This window comes from Rhizobium ruizarguesonis (assembly GCF_012349115.1).
Classification (GTDB): Bacteria; Pseudomonadota; Alphaproteobacteria; order Rhizobiales; family Rhizobiaceae; genus Rhizobium; species Rhizobium ruizarguesonis.
Genome location: NZ_PQIG01000105.1, coordinates 23,975 through 46,833, shown reverse-complemented (window position 1 = coordinate 46,833; position 22,859 = coordinate 23,975). Strand labels below are relative to the sequence as shown.

Genomic DNA, 22,859 nt, shown 5'->3' with positions numbered 1-22,859 from the left:
TGTCCCAATGAATCACAAACCCCTGGACGGTGCCAGGGGTTTGTCAGCAGTCTGAAGGCCGGCTCACGCCGGCCTTTTTTGTATCCGCCGTCTCAATTAAATAATCAGAGCATGATGTCGTCCGAAAACCGCACGCACGTTTCGGCATCAAGCTTTAAAGCGCGTCGCGATCTTTCAGATTCGCTCCTCGCGCTTTAGGTCTTTGTTTTTACGCATGTCGTTATCGCAAAACCGCGGCACACTTTTGCGCGACATGCTTTAGAGATGCGGGTTGCGCGGCCGGTATTTCTTGACGAGCTTCTGGTTGATCTCGGCAGCACCCGGCATGTTGGCGCTGAGATAAATTGGCGCATCGCCGGATTTCGAAAGCTCCGAGGCGACTTCGGCGAAGATCGCATTGATGACCGTCACCCCGACCGCCGTCGAGACTGGCCCAACCCGGAGCCCCGTGCCTTCGAGATCGACAACGGCGTCACCCGGTGGCAGCCCGTTGTCGAGCACCACATCGGCCACATCGGCAAGCCGCCGACGGCCATTGGCGATCGCTGAGGAATAGGCGATCGACGTGATGGCAATCACCTTTGCGCCGATTTCGCGCGCATAGTCGGCGGCCTCGATCGGCGCGGCGTTCACGCCCGAATTGGAAGCGATGATGATGACATCGCCCGGCTGCATGCCATAACGCTCCAGCATCGGCCGCACCAAGCCCTGCGTGCGCTCATAGACCGAACTGATGACCGCGCCCTCATGCAGCATGGCCGAGCCGACGAGCACCGGCACAGTGAAGGCGAGCCCGCCGGCACGATAGTGCACCTCTTCCGCCAGCATATGCGAATGGCCGGTGCCGAAGACATAGACACGCTTGTCGCCGCGGGCAGCATCGAGGATGACGGCTGCTGCCTGCGCCATCGGCTCGGCAAGCGTCTGCTTCAATTCTTCCAGCCGACCGATGAGGTTGGAGAAATAGGCATCGGTAATGTCGGTCATCCGGCTTATCCTTGATTTCAGGCCGCTTCGCCGCTGAGCCAGGTGGCGGTGACGGCAAGCGCATCGGTGAGATGCACGAGATCGGCACGCGTACCCGGAGAAAGATGGCCGCGATCGGCAAGCCTGAGGAACCGCGCGGGATAAAGGGTCGCCATGCGCAAGGCCTCGGCAAGCGTCAGGTCGAGATAGGTGACACCGTAACGGATCGTCGAGATCATATCGACATCGGAACCGGCCAGCGTACCGTCGGACAGCACCAGCTTCGAGCAGAAGCCGCCCCTTTCGCGCCGGACCATGCGCCCGTTCAGCGTGAACGAATCCTTCTCCGATCCGACGAGCGACATCGCATCGGTGACGAAAAACAGCTTGCCTTCGCCGCGTTTGGCGCGCAGCGCCGTGCGCAGGGCCTTGGGATCGACATGATGGCCGTCGGCGATGATGCCGCACCAAGTCGAAGGATGATCGATCGCCGCGCCGACGAGACCAGGCGCCCGGTGTCCCAACTGGCTCATGGCGTTGAAGAGATGCGTGACGCCCCGCGCGCCAGCATCGAAACGTTCTTCCGCCGCCTCACTCGAACAATCGGAATGGCCGATGCTGACGGTGACGCCGGCTTCGGCAAGCTCCCGCACCTGGGCAACCGTCACTTGCTCGGCGGCCATGGTGACGAGCAGCGTGCCGATCGCCTCGCGCGCCCGGATGAAGGCCTTGACATCGCGGTCCTCCACCGGTCGCATCAGCTCGGCCAGATGCGCGCCCTTGCGCGCAGGCGCCAGATGCGGGCCTTCGAGATGCAAGCCCGCAACGCCGCGGTGCATTTTCACTGCCTCCTTGGCCGCCTCGATGGCGGCAATGGAGGCCTCTGATGTATCGGTGATCAGCGTCGGCAGCAGCGACGTCGTGCCATAGGGTCGGTGCCCGCCGGCGATGATGTCCATCGAGGCAGCGGAAGGCTCGTCGTTCAGCATCCGCCCGGCGCCGCCATTGACCTGCGCATCGATGAAGCCGGCCGACAAAACACCGCCGGCAAGCGTCACCACCTCGCCGCCCGGCAGATCATTTCTTGCGACGATAGCTTCGACGCGGCCGCCGGCAACGATGAGGGCTTTGTCGTCATGGAAGCGCTCGCCGTCGAAGATGCGGGCGCCGAGGAAGATCTTGCGGGCCATCAGACCGTCTCCGTCACCTTGAGCAGGTTTGCCGGCTTGTCGGGATCGAAGCCCTTGCGGCGCGTCACCGACTCGATCAGCCGGTAATAGACAAGCAGCGACACCAGCGGATCGACGAGGCCGTTGCCCGTCGTCGGCACGCGCAGATGGACACCGGAAAGCGGCTGCGTCGAGAAGCCGACGGTGGTGGCGCCGAGTTTCTGCAAGCGTTCCAACGCCTGCACATTGTTGGCGAAGGCCGCATCGTCGGGCGCAAAGGCGACGATCGGGAAGCCCGGCTGCACCAGGCGCATCGGACCATGCATCAGTTCCGCCAGCGAGAAGGCCTCGGCATGCAGGCCGGAGGTCTCCTTGGCCTTCAACGCCGCTTCGAGCGCGATCGCGAAAGCCGGGCCGCGGCCGGCGGTATAGAGCGAGGTCGCGTTGAAGAGCACCTCCTCGGCTGCCGCCGTGTCGATCCCGGCGGTCGCCGACAGTGCCTCCGGCAGCTTGCCGAGCGCCGCCTGCAAATCGGACGCACCGCCGATCGCAGCCGTCACCCCGGAAAGGGCGGCGACCGAGGCGATGAAGGATTTTGTCGCCGCGACACTCTTTTCCGCGCCGGCATTGAGACCGAGAACGATGTCGGCCTGCTTCGCAAGCGGGCTGTCGGTGACGTTGACGACGGCGATCGTCGTTGCTCCGCCCTTCTTCGCCGCATCCTGCAGCGCGACGATGTCGGGGCTCGCACCGGACTGCGACACGGTGAAGTGGACGCCGCCCTTCAGATGCAGCGCCGCACCATAGACGGAAGCGATCGACGGACCGACCGATGCGACAGGAACGCCGCAGGTGATCTCGAAGAGATATTTGAAGAAGGTGGCGGCATGGTCCGAGGAGCCGCGCGCCGCCGTCGTCACCACGCTCGGGCGGGCGGACGAAAACAGCCGGGCAATCTCGGCAAAGACCGGTTTTTCCTTTTCGAGCAGCGTGGCCACCACCTCCGGCGACTGGCCGGCTTCTTGCAGCATCAGTGACTGGTTATCATTCATAGGTCATCTCCGATTCTCAATTCGGCAACGAAATCATAGGCATCGCCGCGATAATGCGAGCGCGTGTATTCGACGACGCGCTGGTCTTCCAGGCGCGAGACACGTTCGATCAGAAGCGCCGGCGCGCCTGATTTGACGTTCAGGATTGCGGCGGAGGACGGGTCGAGCGTGACCGCCGTCAGCCGCTGCAGCGCGCGCACGGGCCTGTGGCCGCTGGCCGTCAGCGCATCGTAGAGCGATCCCTCGCCGCCGGCATCGTGCCCCAGGAACTTGATCGGCACCACGGCGCGTTCGATCGCCAGCGGCAGGCCGTCGGCAAGGCGCAAGCGGTCGAGTCTCAGCACCGGCTCGTCGCCGCCGAGGCCGAGCAGGAAGGATTCCTCCGGCGACGGCGTATTGACCGCCCGCGACAATATCCGTGCGGTCGGCAGACGCCCGCGCGAGCGCATGTCGGCGGAGAAGGAGGAAAGCCGCCACAGCGACTGTTCCATGCGCTCCACCCTGCTCGACACGAAAGTACCGCTTCCGTGGCGCGATTCCAGTGCGCCGGATGCCATCAGATCGCGATAGGCGGTACGCACGGTGACCCGGCCGAGCTTCAGAGCCTCGGCAAGGTCGCGCTCGCCCGGCAGTGCGGCGCCGGGCTTCAGCAACCCTTCTTGAATGAGACCGGTCAACGTCTGCGCCAGCCGCTTGTAGAGCGGCCCGGTCAATGCCTCGTCACGCAGGCCGCGGCTGTTCAGTTCCGCTATCAGACTGGTTCTATCCATGGGCACACAATAGAACCTATATAGAACCAATCGGCAAGGCGGAATCGAGCGCAGAAAGAAAAAACCCTCGCCGGCGGACCGGCAAGGGTTTCATAGCGATCAAATTTGACAGTCGTGCGTCCGCAGGGCGCTCAGTTCTTGGTGAAGATATAATCCGTCTCCTGACGCAGCACTTCGCCGGGGCGCAGAACCGCATTCGGAAAACCTTGGTGATTGATGGCATCCGGCCAGATCTGCGTCTCCAGGCAGAAGCCGGCGAATGGGCCGTATTTGCGACCGCCGATGCCGGGCGCCCCGGCATCGAGCTTGAAGCCGGCATAGAACTGCATGCCTGGCTCCGTACTGCGCACTTCCAGCGACACACCGGAATACAGGCTGCGGGCAAGCGCGACGCTCCGCTTGGCGGTGCGCTCGCCGGATAGGCAGAAATTATGGTCGTAAAACGCTTGTTCACTGCCGACGAAACGCTTCATCGGCGCCATCTCGCGGAAATCGAATTCGGTGCCCTCGATGGAACGGATCTCGCCGGTCGGCACCTGCTTCTCATCGGTCGGCAGATAGTGATCGGCGGCAATCATGATGTCATGGCCAAGTGCATCTTCGCGACCGTCGAGATTGAAATAGGCGTGCTGGCAGACATTGGCGAGCGTCGGCTGGTCGCTGGTCGATTCGTAGGTGATCGACAGTTCACCATTGCCGTGCACCCAGAAAGTCGCCTGGATGGTGCAATTGCCCGGATAGCCGGCGCGGCCGTCGGGATCGACGATCTTCAGCACCACGCGGTCGACGTCATGCTCGACGATCGTCCAATTGCGTTTGGCGATATTGTCGCTGCCGCCATGCAGATGCGTGACGCCGTTTTCATTCGGCTCGAGCTGATAGTCCTTGCCATCAAGCATGAACCTGCCGCCACCGACGCGGTTGGCGCAGCGCCCGGGCGTCGCGCCAAAATAGGACGAATAGAGGGGGTAGCTGTCGAAATCGTCAAAGCCGAGCTGCAGCGGCGCATCATGTCCCTCGAGACGCAGATCCTGGATGACCGCGCCCCAGCTGATGATCTTGGCCGTCAGCCCGCCGCCCTTGATCACGACGCGATAGACGGTCTCGCCCGCCTGCGTCTGCCCGAAAACGTCCCGCTCCAACTTATCCGACATGATCGACCGTCCATTCTGTCCCTGCTGAAAATTCCTCAATTCGGAATCGATTTGAGGAATTTGCAGCGATTCAAAGATGCATTGCACGTCCGACGAAGACGCGCGGTGTGGTAGGCTTCAGGACAGGAACCTGCCCGCATTTGCTTCGATCCGCAACCGGCGGATCGGAAAGAAAATGCCGCAGCGGTGATGCGGCGGCACCGGCTCCAGGCGTGATCGGCAACGGTCAGAGATCGCTGCCGATCTCTTCCACATCAAAGGGCGTCGTCTGGTAGATTTCGTTGATCCAGTTGCCGAACAAGAGATGCGCATGGCTGCGCCAGCGGTTCTGCGGCGCAAGCGCCGGATCGTTATGCGGGAAGTAATTGTGCGGCATCTTGATCGGCACCCCGGCATTGACGTCGCGGAAATACTCGTCGGAAAGCGAGGTGGAATCATATTCGACATGGTTGAACATGTAGAGCCGCCGGCCCCTCTTCTCATGCACGAGGCAGACGCCCATTTCGCTCGACTCCATCAGGATCTCCAGGCTTTCGGATTTCTCGATGTCAGTGCGGCGCACTTCGGTCCAGCGCGACACCGGCACCTCGAAATTGTCGGAAAAGCCGTTGAGATAGATCGAGGAAGGCTTCAGGTTCCGGTGGCGGTAGACGCCGAAGGCCTTCTCTTTCAGCTCGTATTTCGGAACGCCGTGAAAATGATAGACCGCCGCCATCGCGCCCCAGCAGACGTTCATCGTCGAATGGACATTCGTTTCCGTCCAGTCGAGAATCTCCTGCATCTCCGGCCAATAGGTGACGTCCTCATAGGGCAAAAGCTCGATCGGCGCCCCAGTGATGATGAAGCCGTCGAACTTGCGGTGTTTTACCTCCTCCCAGGTCTGGTAGAAGGCAAGCAGATGATCCTCGGACGTGTTTTTCGCCTTATGGCCGCCGATGCGGATGAGCGACAGTTCCACCTGCAGCGGCGAGGCGCCGACGAGACGCGCCATCTGCAGTTCGGTCTTGATCTTGTTCGGCATGAGGTTGAGCAGCCCGATCTGCAACGGTCGGATATCCTGACGGATCGCCAACGTCTCGGTCATCACCCGCACACCTTCCTGAACCAGGGTTTCGAAGGCGGGCAGCGTATCGGGGATCTTGATGGGCATTGCGGTCACTCGATCAAAAACAAAAACCGGCGGCGAAAAAAATCGCTACCGGTCCGCACGCGGCCCTTTAGCGACTTTTTTAACGTGGCTGCAAGCCGGCCGGCCAAATCACCACGGAGCGCTTTAATTAGACCCAGTCGGGTCGCGAATCAACTGTCGACTGCAGTCAAGTGACCTCTGCTGCATCATCACAGTTTAATGAATGATAGAATCTGTTGATAGACCCGTAACGCCACCATGTTATTTATAGGGGCATGGGCGATTTGGAAAAGCGTAATGGCAGATAAGATCGAGGGGAGGCCGGGCATCCGGAGGCAGGATAGGGTAGGGTATGATTTCAGCCTGACATATCGCCTCGGCGTCATGTTCTCAGCATTCTGGAATTCGGAAGTACGTGGCAGGGTGCTGTTTCTGGCGACCGTGCTGATCCTCGTTATCCTGGCGACGTCCTACGGCCAGGTCATCTTGAACGAGTGGAATGCGCCCTTCTATGACTCGCTGGAGCGCCGCGACCTCGGCGAATTCTTCCACCAACTCGAAATCTTTGCGATGATCGCCGGCACACTGCTGCTGCTCAACGTGCTGCAGGCCTGGCTGAACCAGATGACGGCGCTCTATATGCGCGAAGGCCTGTCACGCGATCTCGTCGACCAGTGGCTGAAGCGCAAGCGGGCGCTGCGGCTCGCTTCCAGCGGCCTGATCGGCGTCAATCCGGACCAGCGTCTGCACGAGGATTCCCGCAACCTTGCCGAAAGCACTACAGGGCTGGTTCTCGGCCTGCTGCAGTCGACCATTCTTCTGGTGAGCTTCATCGGCGTTCTCTGGGAGCTTTCGAGCGGCTTCATCTTCCGCATCAGCGGCCATAGCTTCTCCATTCCGGGCTACATGGTCTGGGCGGCGATTTTCTATGCCGCTTCTGCCTCGGTGCTGAGCCAGGTCGTCGGTCGCAAGCTGGTCAAGCTCAATGCCGACCGCTTTTCGAAGGAGGCCGAGCTTCGCTTCACGCTGATGCATGCCAATGAGAACATGCCGGCGATCACCGTTGCCCGCGGCGAGGAGAACGAGCGCCGGCGCATCAACACCGATATCAGCTCGGTGCTGACAGTCGTCAAGCGGCTCGCCATGGCCAATACCAATCTCACCTGGGTTTCGGCCGGCTACGGCTGGCTGGTGCTCGTCATCCCGATCATCGTGGCCGCCCCCGCCTATTTCTCCGGCGGCCTCACCCTCGGCCAGTTGATGATGTCCGTCGGTGCCTTCAACCAGGTCAACACGGCGCTGCGCTGGTATGTCTCCAATTTCGGCCCGATCGCCGAATGGCGCGCCACGCTGATGCGCGTCACCGATTTCCGCCAGGCGCTGGTCGACATGGAAGAGGACGTCGACCTCAAGGACAGCATCGCCTATGAAAACGCCGCGCCCGACACGCTGACGCTGAAGGACGTGGTGATCGTCGCCAAGGTCGGCGAAGACATCGAGGAATGTGGCGGTTTCCGTCTGCGTGAAACCAATGTCGTGATCAAGGCCGGCGAAAAAATCATGATCAACGGCGATCACAGCGTCAATCGCAAGCTGCTCTTCCAGGCGATGGCCGGCCTCTGGCCGTGCGGCAGCGGCACGATAGGCCTGCCGCCAATCGACGACATGCTCTTTGTTCCCCAGCTCGCCTATGTCCCCGGCGGCTCACTGCGCGAGGCGCTGGCCTTTCCCGAACGTCCCGAAGCCTACGAGAAAGCCGCCGTCGAGGCGGCCCTCGACAAGGTTGGTCTCCATTCGCTGATCGCAAGGCTCGAAACCCGCGCCCGCTGGGACAAGCTGCTCGACAGCGACCAGCAGAAAGCGATCGGATTTGCCCGCCTCCTGCTCGTGCGCCCGCGCTGGATCATCTTCGACGAAGTGCTGGAAGGCATGGAGCCGGAATTGCAGGAAACAATGGCCAAACTGCTCACCTTGATGCCCGAAAGCGGCATGATCTATATCGGCCGCTCCGAGGCCTTTCTCGAGGCGCTGAAGCCGCGCGTGCTGCATCTCCAGGCGCTGCCGTCAGCATCCGAGGAGTCGCCTGTCGTCCAGACCGGCGCCAGCGCCAGTGCGGGCGCTGCCGCCGTGCCCGCACCGGCGCTTTAATGCATGCCGCCCAAAAAGTGTGGAGCGGTTTTGGGATGACGGCATGCATAAGACAAGGATTTGAGCCGCTGGTCACATCGGCGGCGTGATGCCGTTGAGGCCGACGGCGATCTGGCTGGCCGAGATGCTGCCGTCCGCCGCCTTCTCGCCGGTGATGACGACGCCGGCGCCGGGCTTCAGATCATCCTTGGTCGCAGGCGCCAACGTCACGATCGGCGTGCCATCGGCAATCGCGATGGTCTTTTCCTTGCCCTGATAGGTCAGCGTGATCGTGTGGCCGTCCACGGATTTGACGGCATTGCTGACGGTCGCATTGGTCATCTGGCTGTTCGGCTGTGCATCCCAGGGACGGTTGCCCTCACCGGTTCCCTTCATCGACGCCGGAAAGATCAGCACCTCGATCGCCCCGTCCGGGCCTGTGCCCTTCGGAAGTGAAGCGACGCCGACGAAATCGCCGGGCTTGATATCCTCGACCGAGGCTTTCTTGATGCCGCCGACCTTCCAGCCAGATTTCAGCGTGATCGTCGCATCGCTGCCCTCGCGCGTCTTGACGACGAGCGTATCGCCGCTGAGGCTTTCGATTGCGCCGCGAACACGAATGCGCTGGGCATCCTGCGCCTGTGCGGCTTGCGACAGGGCAAGCGTCACGAGGCTGCCGGCGACAAACGCCGTGAAAATTCCGGAATAGGGCTTGCGAGACATATGACTTTTCCTTGTCGCCATTGCGATCGGCAATATCCCCGGTTGCCGGACGGCACCATATGCCGCAGGACGACACACTGACGAATCAAGGAAAAGTGAGCCTTCAGCCTCGAGAAAATCTCAGCCTTCCAGCTCTTCCCGCAGCATTTCGAGCTCCAGCCACTCCTCTTCCATGTCAGTCAGGCTGGCGCGCAGTTTTTCCATCTCGCTGGCAAGCCGGTTGAAGGCTGCCGGATCGCGCGTGAAAAGATTGGGATCTGCCATCACCTGTTCGCGCTTGGCGATTTCGGCTTCGGCCTTCGCCATTTCCTTCGGCAGGTTTTCCAGTGCGAATTTCTGCTTGAAGGAGAGCTTGACCTTCGAGCTGCCTGACGCTGGTGCCTCCTGCGTCTTCGGCTTCTCCGCCGCCTTCTCGGCCCTCTTACGCTCCTCGAGTGCGCCCTTGCGTTGCACAAGCATGTCCGAGTAGCCGCCGGCATATTCGATCCAGCGGCCATCAGGCGCATCCGGCACGGCGGGTGCGATCGTCGAGGTCACGGTGCGGTCGAGAAAATCGCGGTCATGGCTGACGAGAATGACGGTGCCGGGAAAGCCGGCGACAATCTCCTGCAGGAGATCGAGCGTTTCGATATCGAGATCGTTGGTCGGCTCGTCGAGGATCAACAGATTCGTCGGGCGCGAAAGGATGCGCGCCAGCATCAGCCGGGCGCGTTCGCCGCCGGAGAGGTTTCTGATCGGCGTACGCGCCTGTTCCGGCTGGAACAGAAATTCCTTCATGTAGCCGGTGACGTGGCGCTGCTCGCCGTTGACGAGCAGGTTTTCGCCGCGCCCGTCCGTCAGATAATTGGCAAGCGTATCCTCGGGGTCGAGATCCTCGCGTTTCTGGTCGAGCGTCGCGATCTCCAGATTGGTGCCGAGCTTCACCGTGCCGCTATCGGGCGAAAGCTGCCCGGTCAGCATCTTCAGCAGCGTCGTCTTGCCCGCGCCGTTCGGTCCGACGAGACCAATGCAGTCGCCGCGATGCACACGGATCGAAAACGGCGTGACGATTGCCCGCTCGCCGAAGCTCTTGGTGATCTTGTCGGCCTCGATCACCAGCTTGCCGGATTCCTGCGCGTCCGAAACCGTTGCCTGCACTGTGCCCTGCGGCCCCTTGTGGCCGCGATAGTTCGAGCGCATCGTCTGCAGCTCGCCGAGACGGCGCATGTTGCGCTTGCGCCGCGCCGTGACGCCATAGCGCAGCCAGTGCTCCTCGCGCTCGATCGACTTGCCGAGCTTGTGCTGCTCCAGTTCCTCGGCCTCCAGCACCTGGTCGCGCCAGGCTTCGAAATGCCCAAAGCCTCTGTCGAGCCGGCGTGAAGTACCACGGTCGAGCCAGACGGTTGCCGTCGAGACCTTTTCGAGGAAACACCGGTCGTGCGAGATCAGCACCAAGGCGCTGCGCGTCTTTTGCAGCTCGCCTTCCAGCCATTCGATGGTCGGCAGGTCGAGATGATTGGTCGGCTCGTCGAGCAGGAGGATGTCCGGCTCGGGTGCCATAACCCGGGCAAGGGCTGCGCGCCGCGATTCGCCACCGGACAGCATTTTGGGGTCTTCATCCCCGGTCAGCCCGAGATGCGACAGCAGATAGGTGACACGATAGGGGTCATCACCTGGCCCGAGGCCGGCCTCGGCATAGGCCTGCACCGTCTTGAAGCCGGCAAAATCCGGCGCCTGTTCGAGATAACGGACCGTCGAGGACGGATGGCGGAAGACCTCGCCGGACTGCGCCTCGACCAGGCCGGCGGCAATCTTCAGCAGCGTCGATTTTCCCGAGCCGTTGCGCCCGACGAGACAGATTTTGTCACCGGGCTCGATCTGCAAGCCAGCATCCGCCAGAAGCGGTGCACCGCCAAAGCTCAGGAAGATATCGTCGAGTTTCAGAATGGGAGGGGCCAAAAATCAGACTCCGGAAAGATCATAGGGCCGGGCGAGCACGATCGCCCGGCCGCTGCGGAGCGAAAAGCGAACCTTGCCTTCCGCAACATTGGAAATGGTGCGCGACGAGCCGAAAGGCAGATGGAAATCTGCCAGCGGATAACGCGCATTCTCGATGGAAAGCCCTCTCAGCTCGCTGAATCCGGGCACGGAAAACAGGCTGCCTTTGGGAAGGTCCAGTTCGATCGTACCGGCAATCAGCGGCACGGCCTCTTCCTTGCCCGAGGTCAGCAGCAGGTCGAAACCCTCTTCCGCCAGGCTGACGGCCGACAGCAGGTGTTGAAGCGCGTGGTCGGAGCGTTCACCGCCGAGCGCACCGGCGAGGATCAGCCGCCGCGCGCCGCGCGCGATTGCTTCCGCCACTGCGATTTCGCCGTCCGTCGCCGCCTTCGCGGCCGGATAAGGCTGTTTCGGCACATCGGGAAATGCACCCGCGAGATCATCAGGTGTCGAATCGAAATCACCGACCCAGAGCTCCGGCGTAATACCGAGTGCTGCCGCATGCCGCATGCCACCATCGGCCGCAATGAAGCGGCTGTCTTCGATGGCATCGCGCAGGCGCTCCGTCAGGCTGAGTTCGCCGCCAAGGAGAATGGTGAAGGTGGATTGGCTCATGGGCATTGCCCTTAGCGCAAACGAGGGGTCGAGGGGAAGGGCCGGTGAACGACGGCGCCTGCCTCAGCCCGGCGTATCCTTGTCGCGCGACAGGAAAACCGCCTCGTAGCCGCCGATGAAGCGCTCGAAAAGCGCTGCGAAGCGCTCGACATCCTCCTGTGGCCAGTCGGAAACAATCTCGGAAATGATCGCAAGCTTCTGCGCGACGATCTCGGCAAGCAGGTCCTGGCCGACCTCGGTCATGACGACGACGATCCGCCGCGCATCGGCCTGCGAGGCCTCGCGGCGCAATACGTTGCGCCCGACCATGTCGGCCACCACCCGGCTTGCCCGTGACGGATCGATGCGCAGCATCTCCGCGATCATGCCGACCGTGACCTCGCCGGCAGGCTGCGCCCTGCGCACTGCATCGAGTACGTCGAGATGCGAAAGCTCGAGGCCCGGTGCAGCACTCTGGATCGCCAGCCGGCCGATCAGTCGCCGCCCGGTCATGAGCCGCATGCGCGCCATACTGCGGCCGATACGCGGCACGTTTTCACGATCCGGCTCGGCCGGCTCCACAGAAGGGGTCTTGGTCAGAACGTCGCTCATCACAGGACCATAACAGAGCCGATTCAAAAATTGAATATGCCGATGTCATTAATATGCCATTGACAACTATATGCTGTTAGCACATAAAAACACATCAACCCGGAACGATGCCTCCCATGGACATGCAACTCGCGCCTGCGCCGCTCGTGACGGATCCTCGTCGCCGGCTTATCCTCTTCTTCTTCCTGATGACCGCCATGTTCATGGCGACGCTTGATAATCAGATCGTCTCCACGGCGCTGCCGACGATCGTCGGCGAATTCGGCCATCTCGAGCGCTTCGGCTGGATCGGCTCGGCCTATCTCCTGTCGCTGAGCGCCGTCATGCCGGTCTACGGCAAGCTCGGCGACCTGTTCGGCCGCAAATACGTGATGATGACGGCAATCATGATCTTCACCGTCGGATCGACAGTCTGCGGCCTGGCGGTCTCGATGGACACGCTGATCGCCGCCCGCGTGCTGCAGGGCCTTGGCGGCGGCGGCATCATGGTGTCGATCTTCGCCGTCAACGCCGACCTGTTCGAGCCGCGCGAGCGGGCGCGCTACCAAAGCTATTCCAGCCTGGTGTTGATGGCATCGGGCGCGATCGGCCCGGTGCTCGGCGGTACGATGAGCGATCTCTTCGGCTGGCGCTCGATCTTCCTCGTCAACGTGCCGATCGGCTTCATCGTGCTCACCGGCCTTGCCTTCATGCTGCCGTACCGCAAACCACATCGCCGCCCCAAGATCGATTATGCCGGAGCGCTTCTGCTTGCCATGACGACGACAAGCATCGTGCTTGCCACCGACAGCAGCGAACTGTTCGGTGCATTGATTTCGCCTGAGAGTATCGGCATCGTCGTCTTCGGCGTCGTCTGCGCCGTCACCTGGGTGTTCGTCGAGCGCCGCGCGCCCGAACCGATCGTTCCCCTGCAGCTGTTTCGCAATTCGACCTTCAGTCTGCTCCTGGTGATCTCGATCATGGGCGGCGCCATCGCCATCGGCATGGTCAATTATCTCGCCCTCTTTCTGCAGACCACGACCGGCCTTTCGCCGTCTGCCGCCGGCCTGCTCTTCATCCTTCTGACCGGCGGCCTCGTCTGCGGGTCGCTTTCCGCAGGCCGTATCATCTCGAAGACGGGGCGTTACAAACCCTTCGCCATCGCAAGCCTCACCTGCAGCGCCATCGCCTTTGCGCTGATGTCGCAGATCCACGCCGGAACGCCGATCGCCTTCATCGGCGCGGTCATGATGCTGCACGGCATCGGCATCGGCCTTGCCCAGCAGGTTCCCGTCATCGGCGTACAGAATGCAGCACCCGCCCGCGACGTCGGCGCTGCCACCGGCTCGGTGACGCTGTCGCGCATGGGCGGCGCCTCGATCGCCATTTCCATCTACGGCGCCATCATCGCCTCTCAGCTCGGCAAGGTCGGCGTCTCCATTCCCGGCGTCGCCGATATCAAGCAGCTGACGCCGAAAATGATGGCCGCACTTCCCGAAGCGAGCCGCCAGGCCGTCGCCGATACCTATGCCGCCGCTTTCTCGCCGCTGTTCATGACTTCCTGCGCCATTGCGCTGACCGGCCTTGCCGCCGCCATCATGCTGAAACCCGTGCAGCTGCCCCGCGCCGGCGAGACGACGAAGCCGCAACCGGCGACGGCGGAAGCTGCCGAATAGTCGAATCGTTACCTGCGAGAGAATGCTTCATCAGGAGGCGTTCCCTCTCGATGCCTATATCAAGGGTTGCAATTTTCTCGCATGACTGTCGCTATCGAGCCGGTTGCTTCAATCGGGCCGTTCTTTTTCCGCGCCGTCGACGAATCTCGGCTTTGTGACGGAACTTTCGCCATAATTTCATCCGAGCGAAAGGAAGCCTTAATGCCTGAGGCTTGCTAAAATGCAACGGCGCCACATTTAAACAGAGTCTCGCTATGCAACCGATGCGTAAATCAGCTACAGCAACGACTTGTATCGGCCGATTGTGCAGCGCGAGATCAGGGGTGCGCACCTGTTGAGTTCCCCTTGCCATGGTCGGTCCGAATCTGCGGCAAACCGGCAAAACAGCGACATGATGCGGAGAAACAGACTGGACAGCTTGACGACGTGGAAATCGCCCGCGCTTTCCAGTGATGGCATCTCCGCGCCGCAGCGTTTCGCCCGTCGCCTGATGCTGCTTTCGGCCGTCGCAATGGCGCTGAACGGCTGCCAAACGCTGATCGATCAATCCTATCAGCCGAGTGTTTCGCCTTCTTCCAATCCGCAGATCGTCGACGAGGTGCAGAAGAACGATCCGCGCGCGGCGATGGGCGCTCGTGAGCATCCGCGCATCGTGGCAAGCTACGGCGGCGAATACAAGGACGCCAAGACCGAGCGTCTCGTCGCCCGCATCGCCGGCGCGCTGACGGCGGTGTCGGAAAATCCGAGCCAGTCCTACCGCATCACCATCCTGAATTCGCCGGCGATCAACGCCTTCGCGCTGCCGGGCGGTTATCTCTACGTCACCCGCGGCCTGCTCGCCCTTGCCAACGACGCCTCGGAAGTCGCCGCCGTGCTGTCGCACGAAATGGGCCACGTGACCGCAAACCACGGCATCGAGCGGCAGAAGCGCGAAGAGGCTGAGGTCATCGCCAGCCGCGTCGTCGCCGAAGTCCTTTCCAGCGACATCGCCGGCAAGCAGGCGCTTGCCCGCGGCAAGCTGCGGCTCGCCGCCTTCTCCCGCCAGCAGGAATTGCAGGCCGATGTCATCGGTGTGCGCATGCTCGGCGAAGCCGGCTACGACCCCTATTCCGCCGCCCGTTTCCTCGATTCGATGGCCGCTTACAGTCGCTTCATGTCGGTTGATCCCGAAGCCGACCAGAGCCTCGACTTCCTGTCGAGCCATCCGAATTCGGCGCAACGCATAGAGCTTGCCCGCACCCACGCCCGCGCCTTCGGCCAGGAAGGCTCGGTCGGCGACAAGGGCCGTGATTATTATCTCGACGGCATAGACGGACTGCTCTACGGCGACAGCCCGGAAGAAGGCTATGTGCGCGGCCAGACCTTCCTGCATGGTGGCCTCGGCATCCGCTTCGACGTGCCGCCGGATTTCCACATCGACAACAAGGTCGAGGCCGTGATGGCCACCGGCCCGAACGACATCGCCGTCCGCTTCGACGGCGTCGCCGACAATCAGAACCAGAGCCTCACCAACTATATCTCCAGCGGCTGGGTGACCGGCCTCGACCCGTCGACCATCCAGCCGATCACCATCAACGGCATGGAAGCAGCCACCGCGCGCGCCAGCGCCGACCGCTGGGATTTCGATGTCACCGTGATCCGCAACAATTCGCAGATCTTCCGTTTCCTGACCGCCGTGCCGAAAGGCAGCGACGCCCTTGAGCCAACGGCCAATGTCTTGCGCGCGAGTTTCCGCCGCATGACTCCGGCAGAGGCAGCCTCACTGAAGCCGCTGCGCATCCGCGTGGTCACCGTCCGGCCGGGTGAGAACATCTCGACGCTCGCCGCCCGCATGATGGGCACAGACCGCAAGCTCGATCTCTTCAAGCTCATCAACGCCCTGCCCACGGGTGCAGCCGTTTCCACAGGCGATCGCGTCAAGATCATCGCAGAATAAAAAAGGCCCGGCTTGCGCCGGGCCAGTCTGTGCTGCTGGAGGGGATATGTCGCGCAAAACAGTGCAGCGGTTTTGCGATAACGACGCGCTTTAGGTCAGGCGTAGGCCGCCATATGCGGATCGGCGCTGACGAGCGCGCTGCGAAGCTTCTCCATCGCCCGGCTTTCGATCTGACGCACACGTTCCTTGGAAATACCGAGATCGGCACCGAGTTCTTCAAGCGTGGCGCCGTCTTCCGCCAGACGCCGGGCGCTGATGATCTTCATCTCGCGTTCGTTGAGATGTTTCAGCGCCGAGGCGAGCCAGACGCGGCGGCGCTCGCCGTCGATCATGTTGGACACCTGCTCGTCCGGCAGGGGATCGTCGCTGACGAGGAAGTCCATCTTCTCCGCGCTCTCGGCATCGCCGGAGACCGAAGGCGCCTGCAGCGAAGCGTCGTTGCCGGAAAGCCTGGCATCCATCGTTTGCACATCGGAGAGGCTGACGCCGAGGGCCGCGGCGATTTCCTGGTGAATGGATTGCAGCGTCAGCTGCGTATCGCCCTTGGCGAGCTTGGCGCGAAGACGGCGCAGATTGAAGAACAGCGCCTTCTGCGCCGAACTCGTACCGCCGCGCACGATCGACCAGTTGCGCAAAATATAGTCCTGGATCGAAGCCCTGATCCACCAGCTTGCATAAGTCGAAAAGCGCACGTCGCGCTCCGGCTCGAAGCGAGCGGCCGCTTCCAGCAGGCCAACATAGCCCTCCTGCACCAGATCGCTCATCGGCAGGCCGAAATTGCGGAATTTGCCGGCCATGGATATGACGAGGCGCATATGGGCCATGGCGATCTGGTTGCGCGCGCCGCGGTCGTCGTGATCCTTCCAACGGGTGGCGAGATCATGCTCTTCCTGACGGGCGAGATAAGGGGCGGCCATCGCGATTTTGATCATGCGCCGATCTGCAGACATGTTCTTCATTTCGATCTCCCGAAACAGGCCTCTCGCCCTGAAATGAACAATAAAACTCATCTTCCGGAACATCGCTGTCCGGATTGAATGGTGTTCTGAATGCATAAAAGCCTCGCCCCTGGACTTTTCAGGGGGAGGCCCTATTTCTCATCATGTGCCGGTAAGACGGCTGGGCTGGACCTGTTTCTTCACCTTGCCGGATGGGCAATATAGAAAAGGCATGATCCGCTCCTCATCGAACATTGACGGAATAGCAGTTCGCTCGCTGAGGCATTGCCCGACGAGCAGTCCGCAATTACGTGTGTTAAACGCGGCAGTCGGGAAAAAGTTCCAATAAAAAAACCCGGCTCGAAGGCCGGGTTTTTTGATAGATAAACAGGGTCGCTTTATGCAGCTTCGTCCTGTGAATCGTCTTCTTCGATCGCCTTGCCGCGCTTCGGACCCTTGTTGAGATTGGTCTCGACGAGGCGGACGGCTTCGGTTTCCGACATCTTGTTGACGGCGGCGATTTCGCGCGCCATGCGGTCGAGCGCAGCCTCATAAAGCTGGCGCTCGGAATAGGACTGTTCGGGCTGGTTCTCGGCACGATAGAGATCGCGCACGACTTCAGCGATGGAAATCAGGTCGCCGGAATTGATCTTGGCATCATATTCCTGGGCGCGGCGGGACCACATAGTGCGCTTGACGCGCGCCTTGCCCTGCACAACCTTCAAAGCACGCTCGACGAAATCCGTTTCCGAAAGCTTGCGCATACCGATGCTCATGGCCTTGGCGACCGGAACCTTGAGACGCATCTTGTCCTTCTCGAAATCGATAACGAAAAGTTCGAGCTTCATGCCGGCAACTTCTTGCTCTTCGATAGCGGTGATGGTACCGACGCCATGAGCGGGGTAGACGATCGATTCACCGGTCTTGAAGCCGTGACGTGCTGTAGAAGGCTTTTTCTGCTGAGTCGTCATTCTATTCAAAAACTCCCTGTTACGCTTCCGGCGGCGGCCGGAGCCGGGTCAGTCAGGCCCGGGTGAGACGGTAGTATCCGTCGGGTGACTTCACTCTGGTCCCATCGGGCAAAAGCAAAGACTTCTTGCGCTCGATCTTGGGACCCGGCGCTCAAAGCGTTGATATGTCACGGAAACCGTGTACGGATTTGTTTTGCTTTCGTGATGGTTTTGGGCATGCGTCATGCCACAAATGGAACAGTAGCCGAAACCTATCATAAAAATATGAGGAAATCAATAATTTGCTTCGCTTGAGTCATGCGGGCAACACATGTCACCCATATGCCTCACGCAGCTTTTAAAACGTTTTGACCTACGGTCGCCCGAATCCGGAGGCCGAATGTGGGCACTGTCTCAATCGCCGGAACCGGGTTTGTCGGAGAAATATTTCTCGAATTTTCCGGTCTCGCCATCCATTTCCTTGGCCTCAGGCAATGGGTCCTTCTTGACCGTGATATTCGGCCAGATCGTGGCATATTCGGTGTTGATCTTCAGCCATTTGTCGAGGCCCGGCTCGGTATCGGGCTTGATCGCCTCGGCGGGACATTCCGGTTCGCAGACGCCGCAATCGATGCATTCGTCAGGATGGATGACGAGGAAATTCTCGCCCTCGTAGAAGCAGTCGACAGGGCAGACTTCCACGCAATCGGTGTATTTGCACTTGATGCAATTGTCGGTCACGACATAGGTCATGAAGAACTCCAGGATTTCCATGCGGATGGGGCCGGGCAACCTGGAACGTCGCGCCTATCCCCGTGCCGGAGGAAAAGCGTGAGCAGGCTTGGGAGGCAAGCACGCTTCCGGCAGGTTGTCAGTGACGTATCGGCTTTAGCGCCGGATTTCAAGGATAAACGATCTGCAAAAACCGCCGCCGCAGACAGAGTTTTCTAATCCTCGTCCGACATCAGCCTGTCGATTGCACGTCTTTCCTTTTTGGTCGGACGGCCGGCGCCGGTCGCCCGGATCGCCTGCTCATAGGGCGTGAGACGTTTTGCCTCATCGGGCGGCGGGGATTGGTCGTCGTAGAGCAGGCGCGCCTCCTCGTAAGGCCCCCGCCGCTCGCCGGCAAGGCGCACGACGAGAACGACATCGCGCCGCTCCAGCGTCAGCTCGATACGGTCGCCCGGCTTGACCATCTGGCTCGGATGGTTGCAACGCTCGCCGTTGATGCGCACATGGCCCGATTGGATATGGCTCTGCGCCAACGAGCGCGACTTCGCCATGCGCGCGAAGAACAGCCACTTGTCGATGCGCTGGCGCGAACCGCTTGTCGGCTGTGTCTCCCCGCTCATGATTACTTCTTCATCTGCTCCTTGAGAGCTGCGAGCTTGGCGAAAGGCGAATCCGGATCGATCGGCTTCTCCTTGCGCGGCGGCTTAGCCTCGAAGCGCAGCGGCTGTGAGCCGCCACGATTGTTATTGCGGTCGTTACGATCGTTACGCTCGCCGCGATCCTTGCGATCGCCACGATCCTGCCGGTCACCGCGCGGCTGGTCACCCCGTGGTTGATTATTGCGATCGCCTCTTGCCTGCTGTGGTCGGCCGCCATCGCGACCGGCGCCGTCCTTGCCCCGGTTCTGGCGATTGTTGTCGCGGCCGTCGCCACCGCGATTGCCCTCGCCGCCTTCACCGCCGCCCGGCCGGCGATTGCGGTCGCCGCGCTCCTGGTTTTGACCGCGCTCCGGGCCCTGGCCGCCACGGCGTTCGCCATGCCCGCCGCGCGCCTGGCGCTGATTGTCGTTGCGACCGCCGAGACGCCACAGAAGAACCGGCTTCGGTTCTACCGGCTCGCCGGCTTCCGCTTCCTCGGGAGCCGATACCGCTTCCGCAGGAGCGGAGGTTTCTTCGGCAGCTGAGGCTTCCGCAGGAGTGGATGTCTCGATCGGTTCGGCCGGAGCGGCGGTTTCGACAGCTTCCGTCACGGGCGCATCGGCGACTGCCGAAGCCGCCTCGGTTGCGGATGGCTCGGCAGCAGTCTCTTCCGCGGCGCCGTCGGCATCGTCGTGGTCGGCCTTTTCGGCTGTCTCTTCCACGGGCGTTTGCGCGCTGGCGGCAGGCGTTGAGGCTGCATCCTGCGTCGCAAGATGGACTGATGCTTCTTCCGCCTTCACGGCATCGGCGCGATAGCCAAGACCCTTGAGGATTTCTTCCATGTCTTCGAGTGTCGCACCGAGGATCGACAGCATCGCCGTCGTCGTCGTGAAGCGACGGCCGTCATAGGCGCCCTCCGGACGGTTGTTTTGACCAGGCTTCCACTGCAGCAACGGACGGATGATATCGGCAAGCCGTTCCAGGATGTCGATGCGCACGGCACGCTTGCCGAGGAAACGGAAGCCGGCCAGCTTGTAGAACATCCGCTCGAAGCTCGGATCGGTGACCACGGAGGTGCGGCCAGCGGCAAGCACGGGAATGAGATCGCCGTAGCCCGGCTTGTCCAAACCGTCATTCTTCAACGCCCAGAGCAGCGTGATGAGCTCGGCCGGCGCCGGCTTCAGAAGTGCGGGAACGAAGATATGATAGGCGCCGAAACGCACGCCGTAGCGGCGCATGGAAGCACGGGCCTCCTGGTCCAGCGACTTCACCTCCTCGGTCACGTCGCGGCGGAAGAGCACCCCGAGGTTCTCGACGAGCTGGAAGGCAAGCCCCTTGGCGAGACCCTGCAGGTCCTCGGCGCGCGACAGGTCGTCGAGCGGCTTCAGCACCGTGCTGATATGATGATTGACGAAGCGCTCGATGCGGGCGGCGACGTGATCGCGGGCATTGCCCGTCAGTTGCTCGTCAGCCAGCAGGATCACGCGCGGACGCATGATGTGATCGCTGCCCGAAAGCCGCGCCACCGGATCGCCCAGCCACCGGATCAAACCATCCGAGCCGATCGCCAGATCGCTGTTGCCGGCGGCATGCATCCGGGCCGCGCGGGCTTCGAACTCGAGCCCGAGCGCCTTCTGCGACGCAGCCTGAACCGCCTTGGCATCCGGTCCGTCCGTTCCCGCCACCGGCGTGAAGCGGAATCCGCTCAATTGCCCTACATGATGTCCTTCAACGAAGACATCGCCATTCACACTGATTTCAGCTTCCAGCATCGCATTCTCTCTCAGGCGCTTCATGAGCACAGATGTCCTGCGATCAACAAAGCGTTTCGTCAACCTTTCATGTAACGCGTCGGACAATCGATCTTCGATTTCCCGCGTCTTTTCCTGCCAGTGTGTCGGATCGGCAAGCCAACCGGGCCGATTCGAAACGTAGGTCCAGGTCCTTATCTGCGCGATTCGCGCCGAAAGCGTGTCAATTTCGCCATCTGTTCGATCGGAGCGATGAACCTGCTCCGCGAGAAACTGCTCGTTCACCGTGCCATAGCGGACGAGATCGGAAAAGAGGGTCGAGATAAGATCGGCATGTTGTGCTGGGGTGATACGCCGATAGTCGGGAAGCGCGCAAGCCTCCCAGAGTTTTTCGACGCGCGCCGGCCTGTCAGCAAGATCGATGACCTCGGGATAACGCGAAAGCTGTTCCAGCGCCTGCTGGTCGACTGCAGGCAGCGCCCGCGTCAGCCCCGGCACGCGCGGTGCCGCCTCAAGGCTGGCGCGCAGCGATGCGATCGAGGAGAAGTCCATCTCCGTCGTCCGCCACTGCAAAACCTTGACGTTGTCGAATTCGTGCCCCTCGATGCGCTGCACCAGCTCCTCGTCAAAAGGCGAGACCTGTCCGGTGACGCCAAAGGTCCCGTCTCGCACGTGCCGCCCGGCACGCCCGGCGACCTGGCCGAGTTCGCCCGGATTGAGATTGCGGAACTGGTAACCGTCGAATTTCCGGTCCTGGGCAAAGGCGACGTGATCGACATCGAGGTTGAGGCCCATGCCGATCGCATCGGTCGCCACCAGATATTCGACGTCGCCCGCCTGATAGAGCGCCACCTGCGCATTGCGGGTGCGCGGGCTGAGTGCACCGAGCACGACGGCCGCGCCGCCGCGCTGCCGGCGAATGAGCTCGGCGATGGCATAGACCTCGTCGGCGGAGAAGGCGACGATGGCCGAGCGCTGCGGCAGTCGGGTGATCTTCTTCTGCCCGGCATAAAAAAGATGCGAAAGTCGCGGCCGCTCGACGATATTGATACCGGGCAGGAGCTGTTGCAGGATCGGCCGCATTGTCGCCGCGCCGAGCAACAGCGTTTCCTCGCGGCCGCGAAGATGCAGGATGCGGTCGGTGAAGATATGGCCACGCTCGAGATCGCCGGCGAGTTGCACCTCGTCGATCGCGACGAAGGCGGCCTTGGTCTCGCGCGGCATCGCTTCGACGGTGCAGACGGAAAAACGCGCATTGGGCGGCGAAATCTTTTCCTCGCCGGTGACCAGCGCCACATTTTGCGCGCCGACCTTCTCCACCACCCGCGTATAGACCTCGCGCGCCAGCAGCCTGAGCGGCAGGCCGATCACGCCCGTACCGTGCGCGACCATGCGCTCGATGGCATAATGGGTCTTGCCGGTATTGGTCGGCCCGAGCACCGCGGTCACACCGCGCCCGCTCAGAATCATCGGCTGCGAAGTCAGAGTCATGAGTCCATGCAAATGAGGCGGGTGGCCTCAGGAAAATCTTGCTTCCTGGATGGAAGCAGAGAACACATGGACAGCTGCCGCCGCAAACGCAAGGGCAGATTTCAAAATGCCTCGGGGATTACGACCTTTGCGAGTCGTGCGGAATGCCCGAATTTCCGATTCGGAACAGCGTGAGAACGAATCAGCGACGAATCGCTGACTCCCGCTGATTCAGCTTTTGTTCACGGCTAAGTATTGATTTTGAATCACTTTTTCCCACTAGATGCTGAATCGCGAGACTCTCTCCCGTTTGCATTTTCGAGGTCGCGGGTGACGATTCCCGCCCCCATGTTGAACGGGCGAAAATCCGCCCGAAATTAACCTCTCGACCAAAGCCGGAACGAATCGGAGACGAATCGCTGACTCCACCATTTTCACCTTTCGTTCACGGCCACATCTGGTAGCGGCTTCAGGTCCGGGTGCTAGATGCGGATCGATGGCAGATCCCTTTACCCT

General features: G+C 61.6%; 19 protein-coding genes and 1 riboswitch. Of the genes, 4 read left to right on the top strand and 15 right to left on the bottom strand.

Annotated elements, in window-relative coordinates; translation table 11 throughout:
- On the top strand, positions 1–198 hold a 198-nt coding region (locus C3Y91_RS37680; protein WP_210267753.1), incomplete at its 5' end, for a hypothetical protein.
- 60 nt (positions 199–258) lie between these two features.
- On the opposite strand, the gene C3Y91_RS28585 is transcribed toward C3Y91_RS37680, so the two are convergent.
- From C3Y91_RS28585 to metA, 6 genes are all read right to left on the bottom strand, one after another.
- Positions 259–987 (bottom strand): SIS domain-containing protein, encoded by a 729-nt coding sequence (locus C3Y91_RS28585; RefSeq protein ID WP_003543744.1) that lies wholly within the window; start codon positions 985–987, stop codon positions 259–261.
- Between the two features lie 17 nt (positions 988–1,004).
- Entirely contained in the window at positions 1,005–2,156 is a 1,152-nt protein-coding gene (gene nagA / locus C3Y91_RS28580) for an N-acetylglucosamine-6-phosphate deacetylase (RefSeq protein WP_024320473.1), read from the bottom strand.
- Complete coding sequence (locus C3Y91_RS28575) at positions 2,156–3,187, bottom strand: SIS domain-containing protein (RefSeq protein WP_017989786.1); 1,032 nt, start codon at positions 3,185–3,187, stop codon at positions 2,156–2,158. Before C3Y91_RS28575 ends, nagA begins: the two co-directional genes overlap by 1 nt.
- Positions 3,184–3,957, bottom strand: coding sequence for a GntR family transcriptional regulator (locus tag C3Y91_RS28570; protein ID WP_024320474.1), 774 nt, complete (start codon positions 3,955–3,957; stop codon positions 3,184–3,186). The genes C3Y91_RS28575 and C3Y91_RS28570 overlap by 4 nt, the downstream gene beginning before the upstream one ends.
- Before the next feature lie 131 nt (positions 3,958–4,088).
- Positions 4,089–5,111 (bottom strand): aldose epimerase family protein, encoded by a 1,023-nt coding sequence (locus tag C3Y91_RS28565; protein WP_024320475.1) that lies wholly within the window; start codon positions 5,109–5,111, stop codon positions 4,089–4,091.
- A 226-nt stretch (positions 5,112–5,337) separates the two neighbouring features.
- On the bottom strand, positions 5,338–6,261 hold the full coding sequence (metA, locus tag C3Y91_RS28560) for a homoserine O-acetyltransferase MetA (protein ID WP_024320476.1): 924 nt from the start codon (positions 6,259–6,261) through the stop codon (positions 5,338–5,340).
- 47 nt (positions 6,262–6,308) lie between these two features.
- Positions 6,309–6,386, bottom strand: a riboswitch (SAM riboswitch).
- A gap of 112 nt (positions 6,387–6,498) precedes the next feature.
- Between metA and C3Y91_RS28555 the strand changes: the two genes are divergently transcribed.
- Positions 6,499–8,388, top strand: coding sequence for an ABC transporter ATP-binding protein/permease (locus C3Y91_RS28555; protein WP_172643700.1), 1,890 nt, complete (start codon positions 6,499–6,501; stop codon positions 8,386–8,388).
- Positions 8,389–8,460: 72 nt separating this feature from the next.
- Here the strand turns inward: C3Y91_RS28555 and C3Y91_RS28550 are convergent, their stop codons facing one another.
- The 4 genes from C3Y91_RS28550 to C3Y91_RS28535 form a co-directional block, all read right to left on the bottom strand.
- Positions 8,461–9,090 carry a hypothetical protein gene (locus C3Y91_RS28550; RefSeq protein WP_029767609.1) on the bottom strand — a complete coding sequence of 210 codons (630 nt, stop codon included), beginning with the start codon at positions 9,088–9,090 and terminating at the stop codon, positions 8,461–8,463.
- 120 nt (positions 9,091–9,210) lie between these two features.
- Positions 9,211–11,028: an ABC-F family ATP-binding cassette domain-containing protein gene (locus tag C3Y91_RS28545; protein WP_168576097.1), complete on the bottom strand. Its 1,818-nt coding sequence runs from the start codon at positions 11,026–11,028 to the stop codon at positions 9,211–9,213.
- Between the two features lie 3 nt (positions 11,029–11,031).
- Entirely contained in the window at positions 11,032–11,688 is a 657-nt protein-coding gene (locus C3Y91_RS28540; RefSeq protein WP_174827153.1) for a thiamine diphosphokinase, read from the bottom strand.
- Positions 11,689–11,745: 57 nt separating this feature from the next.
- Complete coding sequence (locus C3Y91_RS28535) at positions 11,746–12,273, bottom strand: MarR family winged helix-turn-helix transcriptional regulator (protein WP_027668531.1); 528 nt, start codon at positions 12,271–12,273, stop codon at positions 11,746–11,748.
- Positions 12,274–12,389: 116 nt separating this feature from the next.
- Here C3Y91_RS28535 and C3Y91_RS28530 point away from each other — a divergent pair, with 116 nt between their 5' ends.
- Entirely contained in the window at positions 12,390–13,928 is a 1,539-nt protein-coding gene (locus C3Y91_RS28530) for an MDR family MFS transporter (RefSeq protein ID WP_168576096.1), read from the top strand.
- A gap of 391 nt (positions 13,929–14,319) precedes the next feature.
- The gene (locus tag C3Y91_RS28525) at positions 14,320–15,864 is read left to right on the top strand and encodes a M48 family metalloprotease (RefSeq protein WP_130656636.1); all 1,545 of its coding nucleotides are present in this window, start codon (positions 14,320–14,322) and stop codon (positions 15,862–15,864) included.
- Positions 15,865–15,959: 95 nt separating this feature from the next.
- Here C3Y91_RS28525 and C3Y91_RS28520 read toward each other — a convergent pair whose 3' ends face one another.
- The 5 genes from C3Y91_RS28520 to C3Y91_RS28500 form a co-directional block, all read right to left on the bottom strand.
- Positions 15,960–16,823, bottom strand: coding sequence for an RNA polymerase factor sigma-32 (locus tag C3Y91_RS28520; RefSeq protein ID WP_012759432.1), 864 nt, complete (start codon positions 16,821–16,823; stop codon positions 15,960–15,962).
- Positions 16,824–17,200: 377 nt separating this feature from the next.
- The gene (locus tag C3Y91_RS28515; RefSeq protein ID WP_003543775.1) at positions 17,201–17,773 is read right to left on the bottom strand and encodes a CarD family transcriptional regulator; all 573 of its coding nucleotides are present in this window, start codon (positions 17,771–17,773) and stop codon (positions 17,201–17,203) included.
- A 393-nt stretch (positions 17,774–18,166) separates the two neighbouring features.
- Positions 18,167–18,505 carry a ferredoxin FdxA gene (gene fdxA / locus C3Y91_RS28510; RefSeq protein WP_024320484.1) on the bottom strand — a complete coding sequence of 113 codons (339 nt, stop codon included), beginning with the start codon at positions 18,503–18,505 and terminating at the stop codon, positions 18,167–18,169.
- A 194-nt stretch (positions 18,506–18,699) separates the two neighbouring features.
- A complete protein-coding gene (locus C3Y91_RS28505) occupies positions 18,700–19,104 on the bottom strand; it encodes an RNA-binding S4 domain-containing protein (RefSeq protein ID WP_130688556.1) in 405 nt (134 codons plus the stop codon).
- Positions 19,105–19,106: 2 nt separating this feature from the next.
- Complete coding sequence (locus tag C3Y91_RS28500; RefSeq protein WP_024320485.1) at positions 19,107–22,364, bottom strand: helicase-related protein; 3,258 nt, start codon at positions 22,362–22,364, stop codon at positions 19,107–19,109.
- Positions 22,365–22,859 lie beyond the last annotated feature (495 nt).

Excerpts from the sequence above, each read along its gene's own strand:
- C3Y91_RS28585 (WP_003543744.1), bottom strand. The coding sequence starts at position 987 with ATGACCGACATTACCGATGCCTATTTCTCCAACCTCATCGGTCGGCTG.
- nagA (WP_024320473.1), bottom strand. The coding sequence starts at position 2,156 with ATGGCCCGCAAGATCTTCCTCGGCGCCCGCATCTTCGACGGCGAGCGC.
- C3Y91_RS28575 (WP_017989786.1), bottom strand. The coding sequence starts at position 3,187 with ATGAATGATAACCAGTCACTGATGCTGCAAGAAGCCGGCCAGTCGCCG.
- C3Y91_RS28570 (WP_024320474.1), bottom strand. The coding sequence starts at position 3,957 with ATGGATAGAACCAGTCTGATAGCGGAACTGAACAGCCGCGGCCTGCGT.
- C3Y91_RS28565 (WP_024320475.1), bottom strand. The coding sequence starts at position 5,111 with ATGTCGGATAAGTTGGAGCGGGACGTTTTCGGGCAGACGCAGGCGGGC.
- metA (WP_024320476.1), bottom strand. The coding sequence starts at position 6,261 with ATGCCCATCAAGATCCCCGATACGCTGCCCGCCTTCGAAACCCTGGTT.
- C3Y91_RS28555 (WP_172643700.1), top strand. The coding sequence starts at position 6,499 with ATGTTATTTATAGGGGCATGGGCGATTTGGAAAAGCGTAATGGCAGAT.
- C3Y91_RS28550 (WP_029767609.1), bottom strand. The coding sequence starts at position 9,090 with ATGTCTCGCAAGCCCTATTCCGGAATTTTCACGGCGTTTGTCGCCGGC.
- C3Y91_RS28540 (WP_174827153.1), bottom strand. The coding sequence starts at position 11,688 with ATGCCCATGAGCCAATCCACCTTCACCATTCTCCTTGGCGGCGAACTC.
- C3Y91_RS28535 (WP_027668531.1), bottom strand. The coding sequence starts at position 12,273 with ATGAGCGACGTTCTGACCAAGACCCCTTCTGTGGAGCCGGCCGAGCCG.
- C3Y91_RS28530 (WP_168576096.1), top strand. The coding sequence starts at position 12,390 with ATGGACATGCAACTCGCGCCTGCGCCGCTCGTGACGGATCCTCGTCGC.
- C3Y91_RS28525 (WP_130656636.1), top strand. The coding sequence starts at position 14,320 with ATGATGCGGAGAAACAGACTGGACAGCTTGACGACGTGGAAATCGCCC.
- C3Y91_RS28520 (WP_012759432.1), bottom strand. The coding sequence starts at position 16,823 with ATGAAGAACATGTCTGCAGATCGGCGCATGATCAAAATCGCGATGGCC.
- C3Y91_RS28515 (WP_003543775.1), bottom strand. The coding sequence starts at position 17,773 with ATGACGACTCAGCAGAAAAAGCCTTCTACAGCACGTCACGGCTTCAAG.
- fdxA (WP_024320484.1), bottom strand. The coding sequence starts at position 18,505 with ATGACCTATGTCGTGACCGACAATTGCATCAAGTGCAAATACACCGAT.
- C3Y91_RS28505 (WP_130688556.1), bottom strand. The coding sequence starts at position 19,104 with ATGAGCGGGGAGACACAGCCGACAAGCGGTTCGCGCCAGCGCATCGAC.
- C3Y91_RS28500 (WP_024320485.1), bottom strand. The coding sequence starts at position 22,364 with ATGACTCTGACTTCGCAGCCGATGATTCTGAGCGGGCGCGGTGTGACC.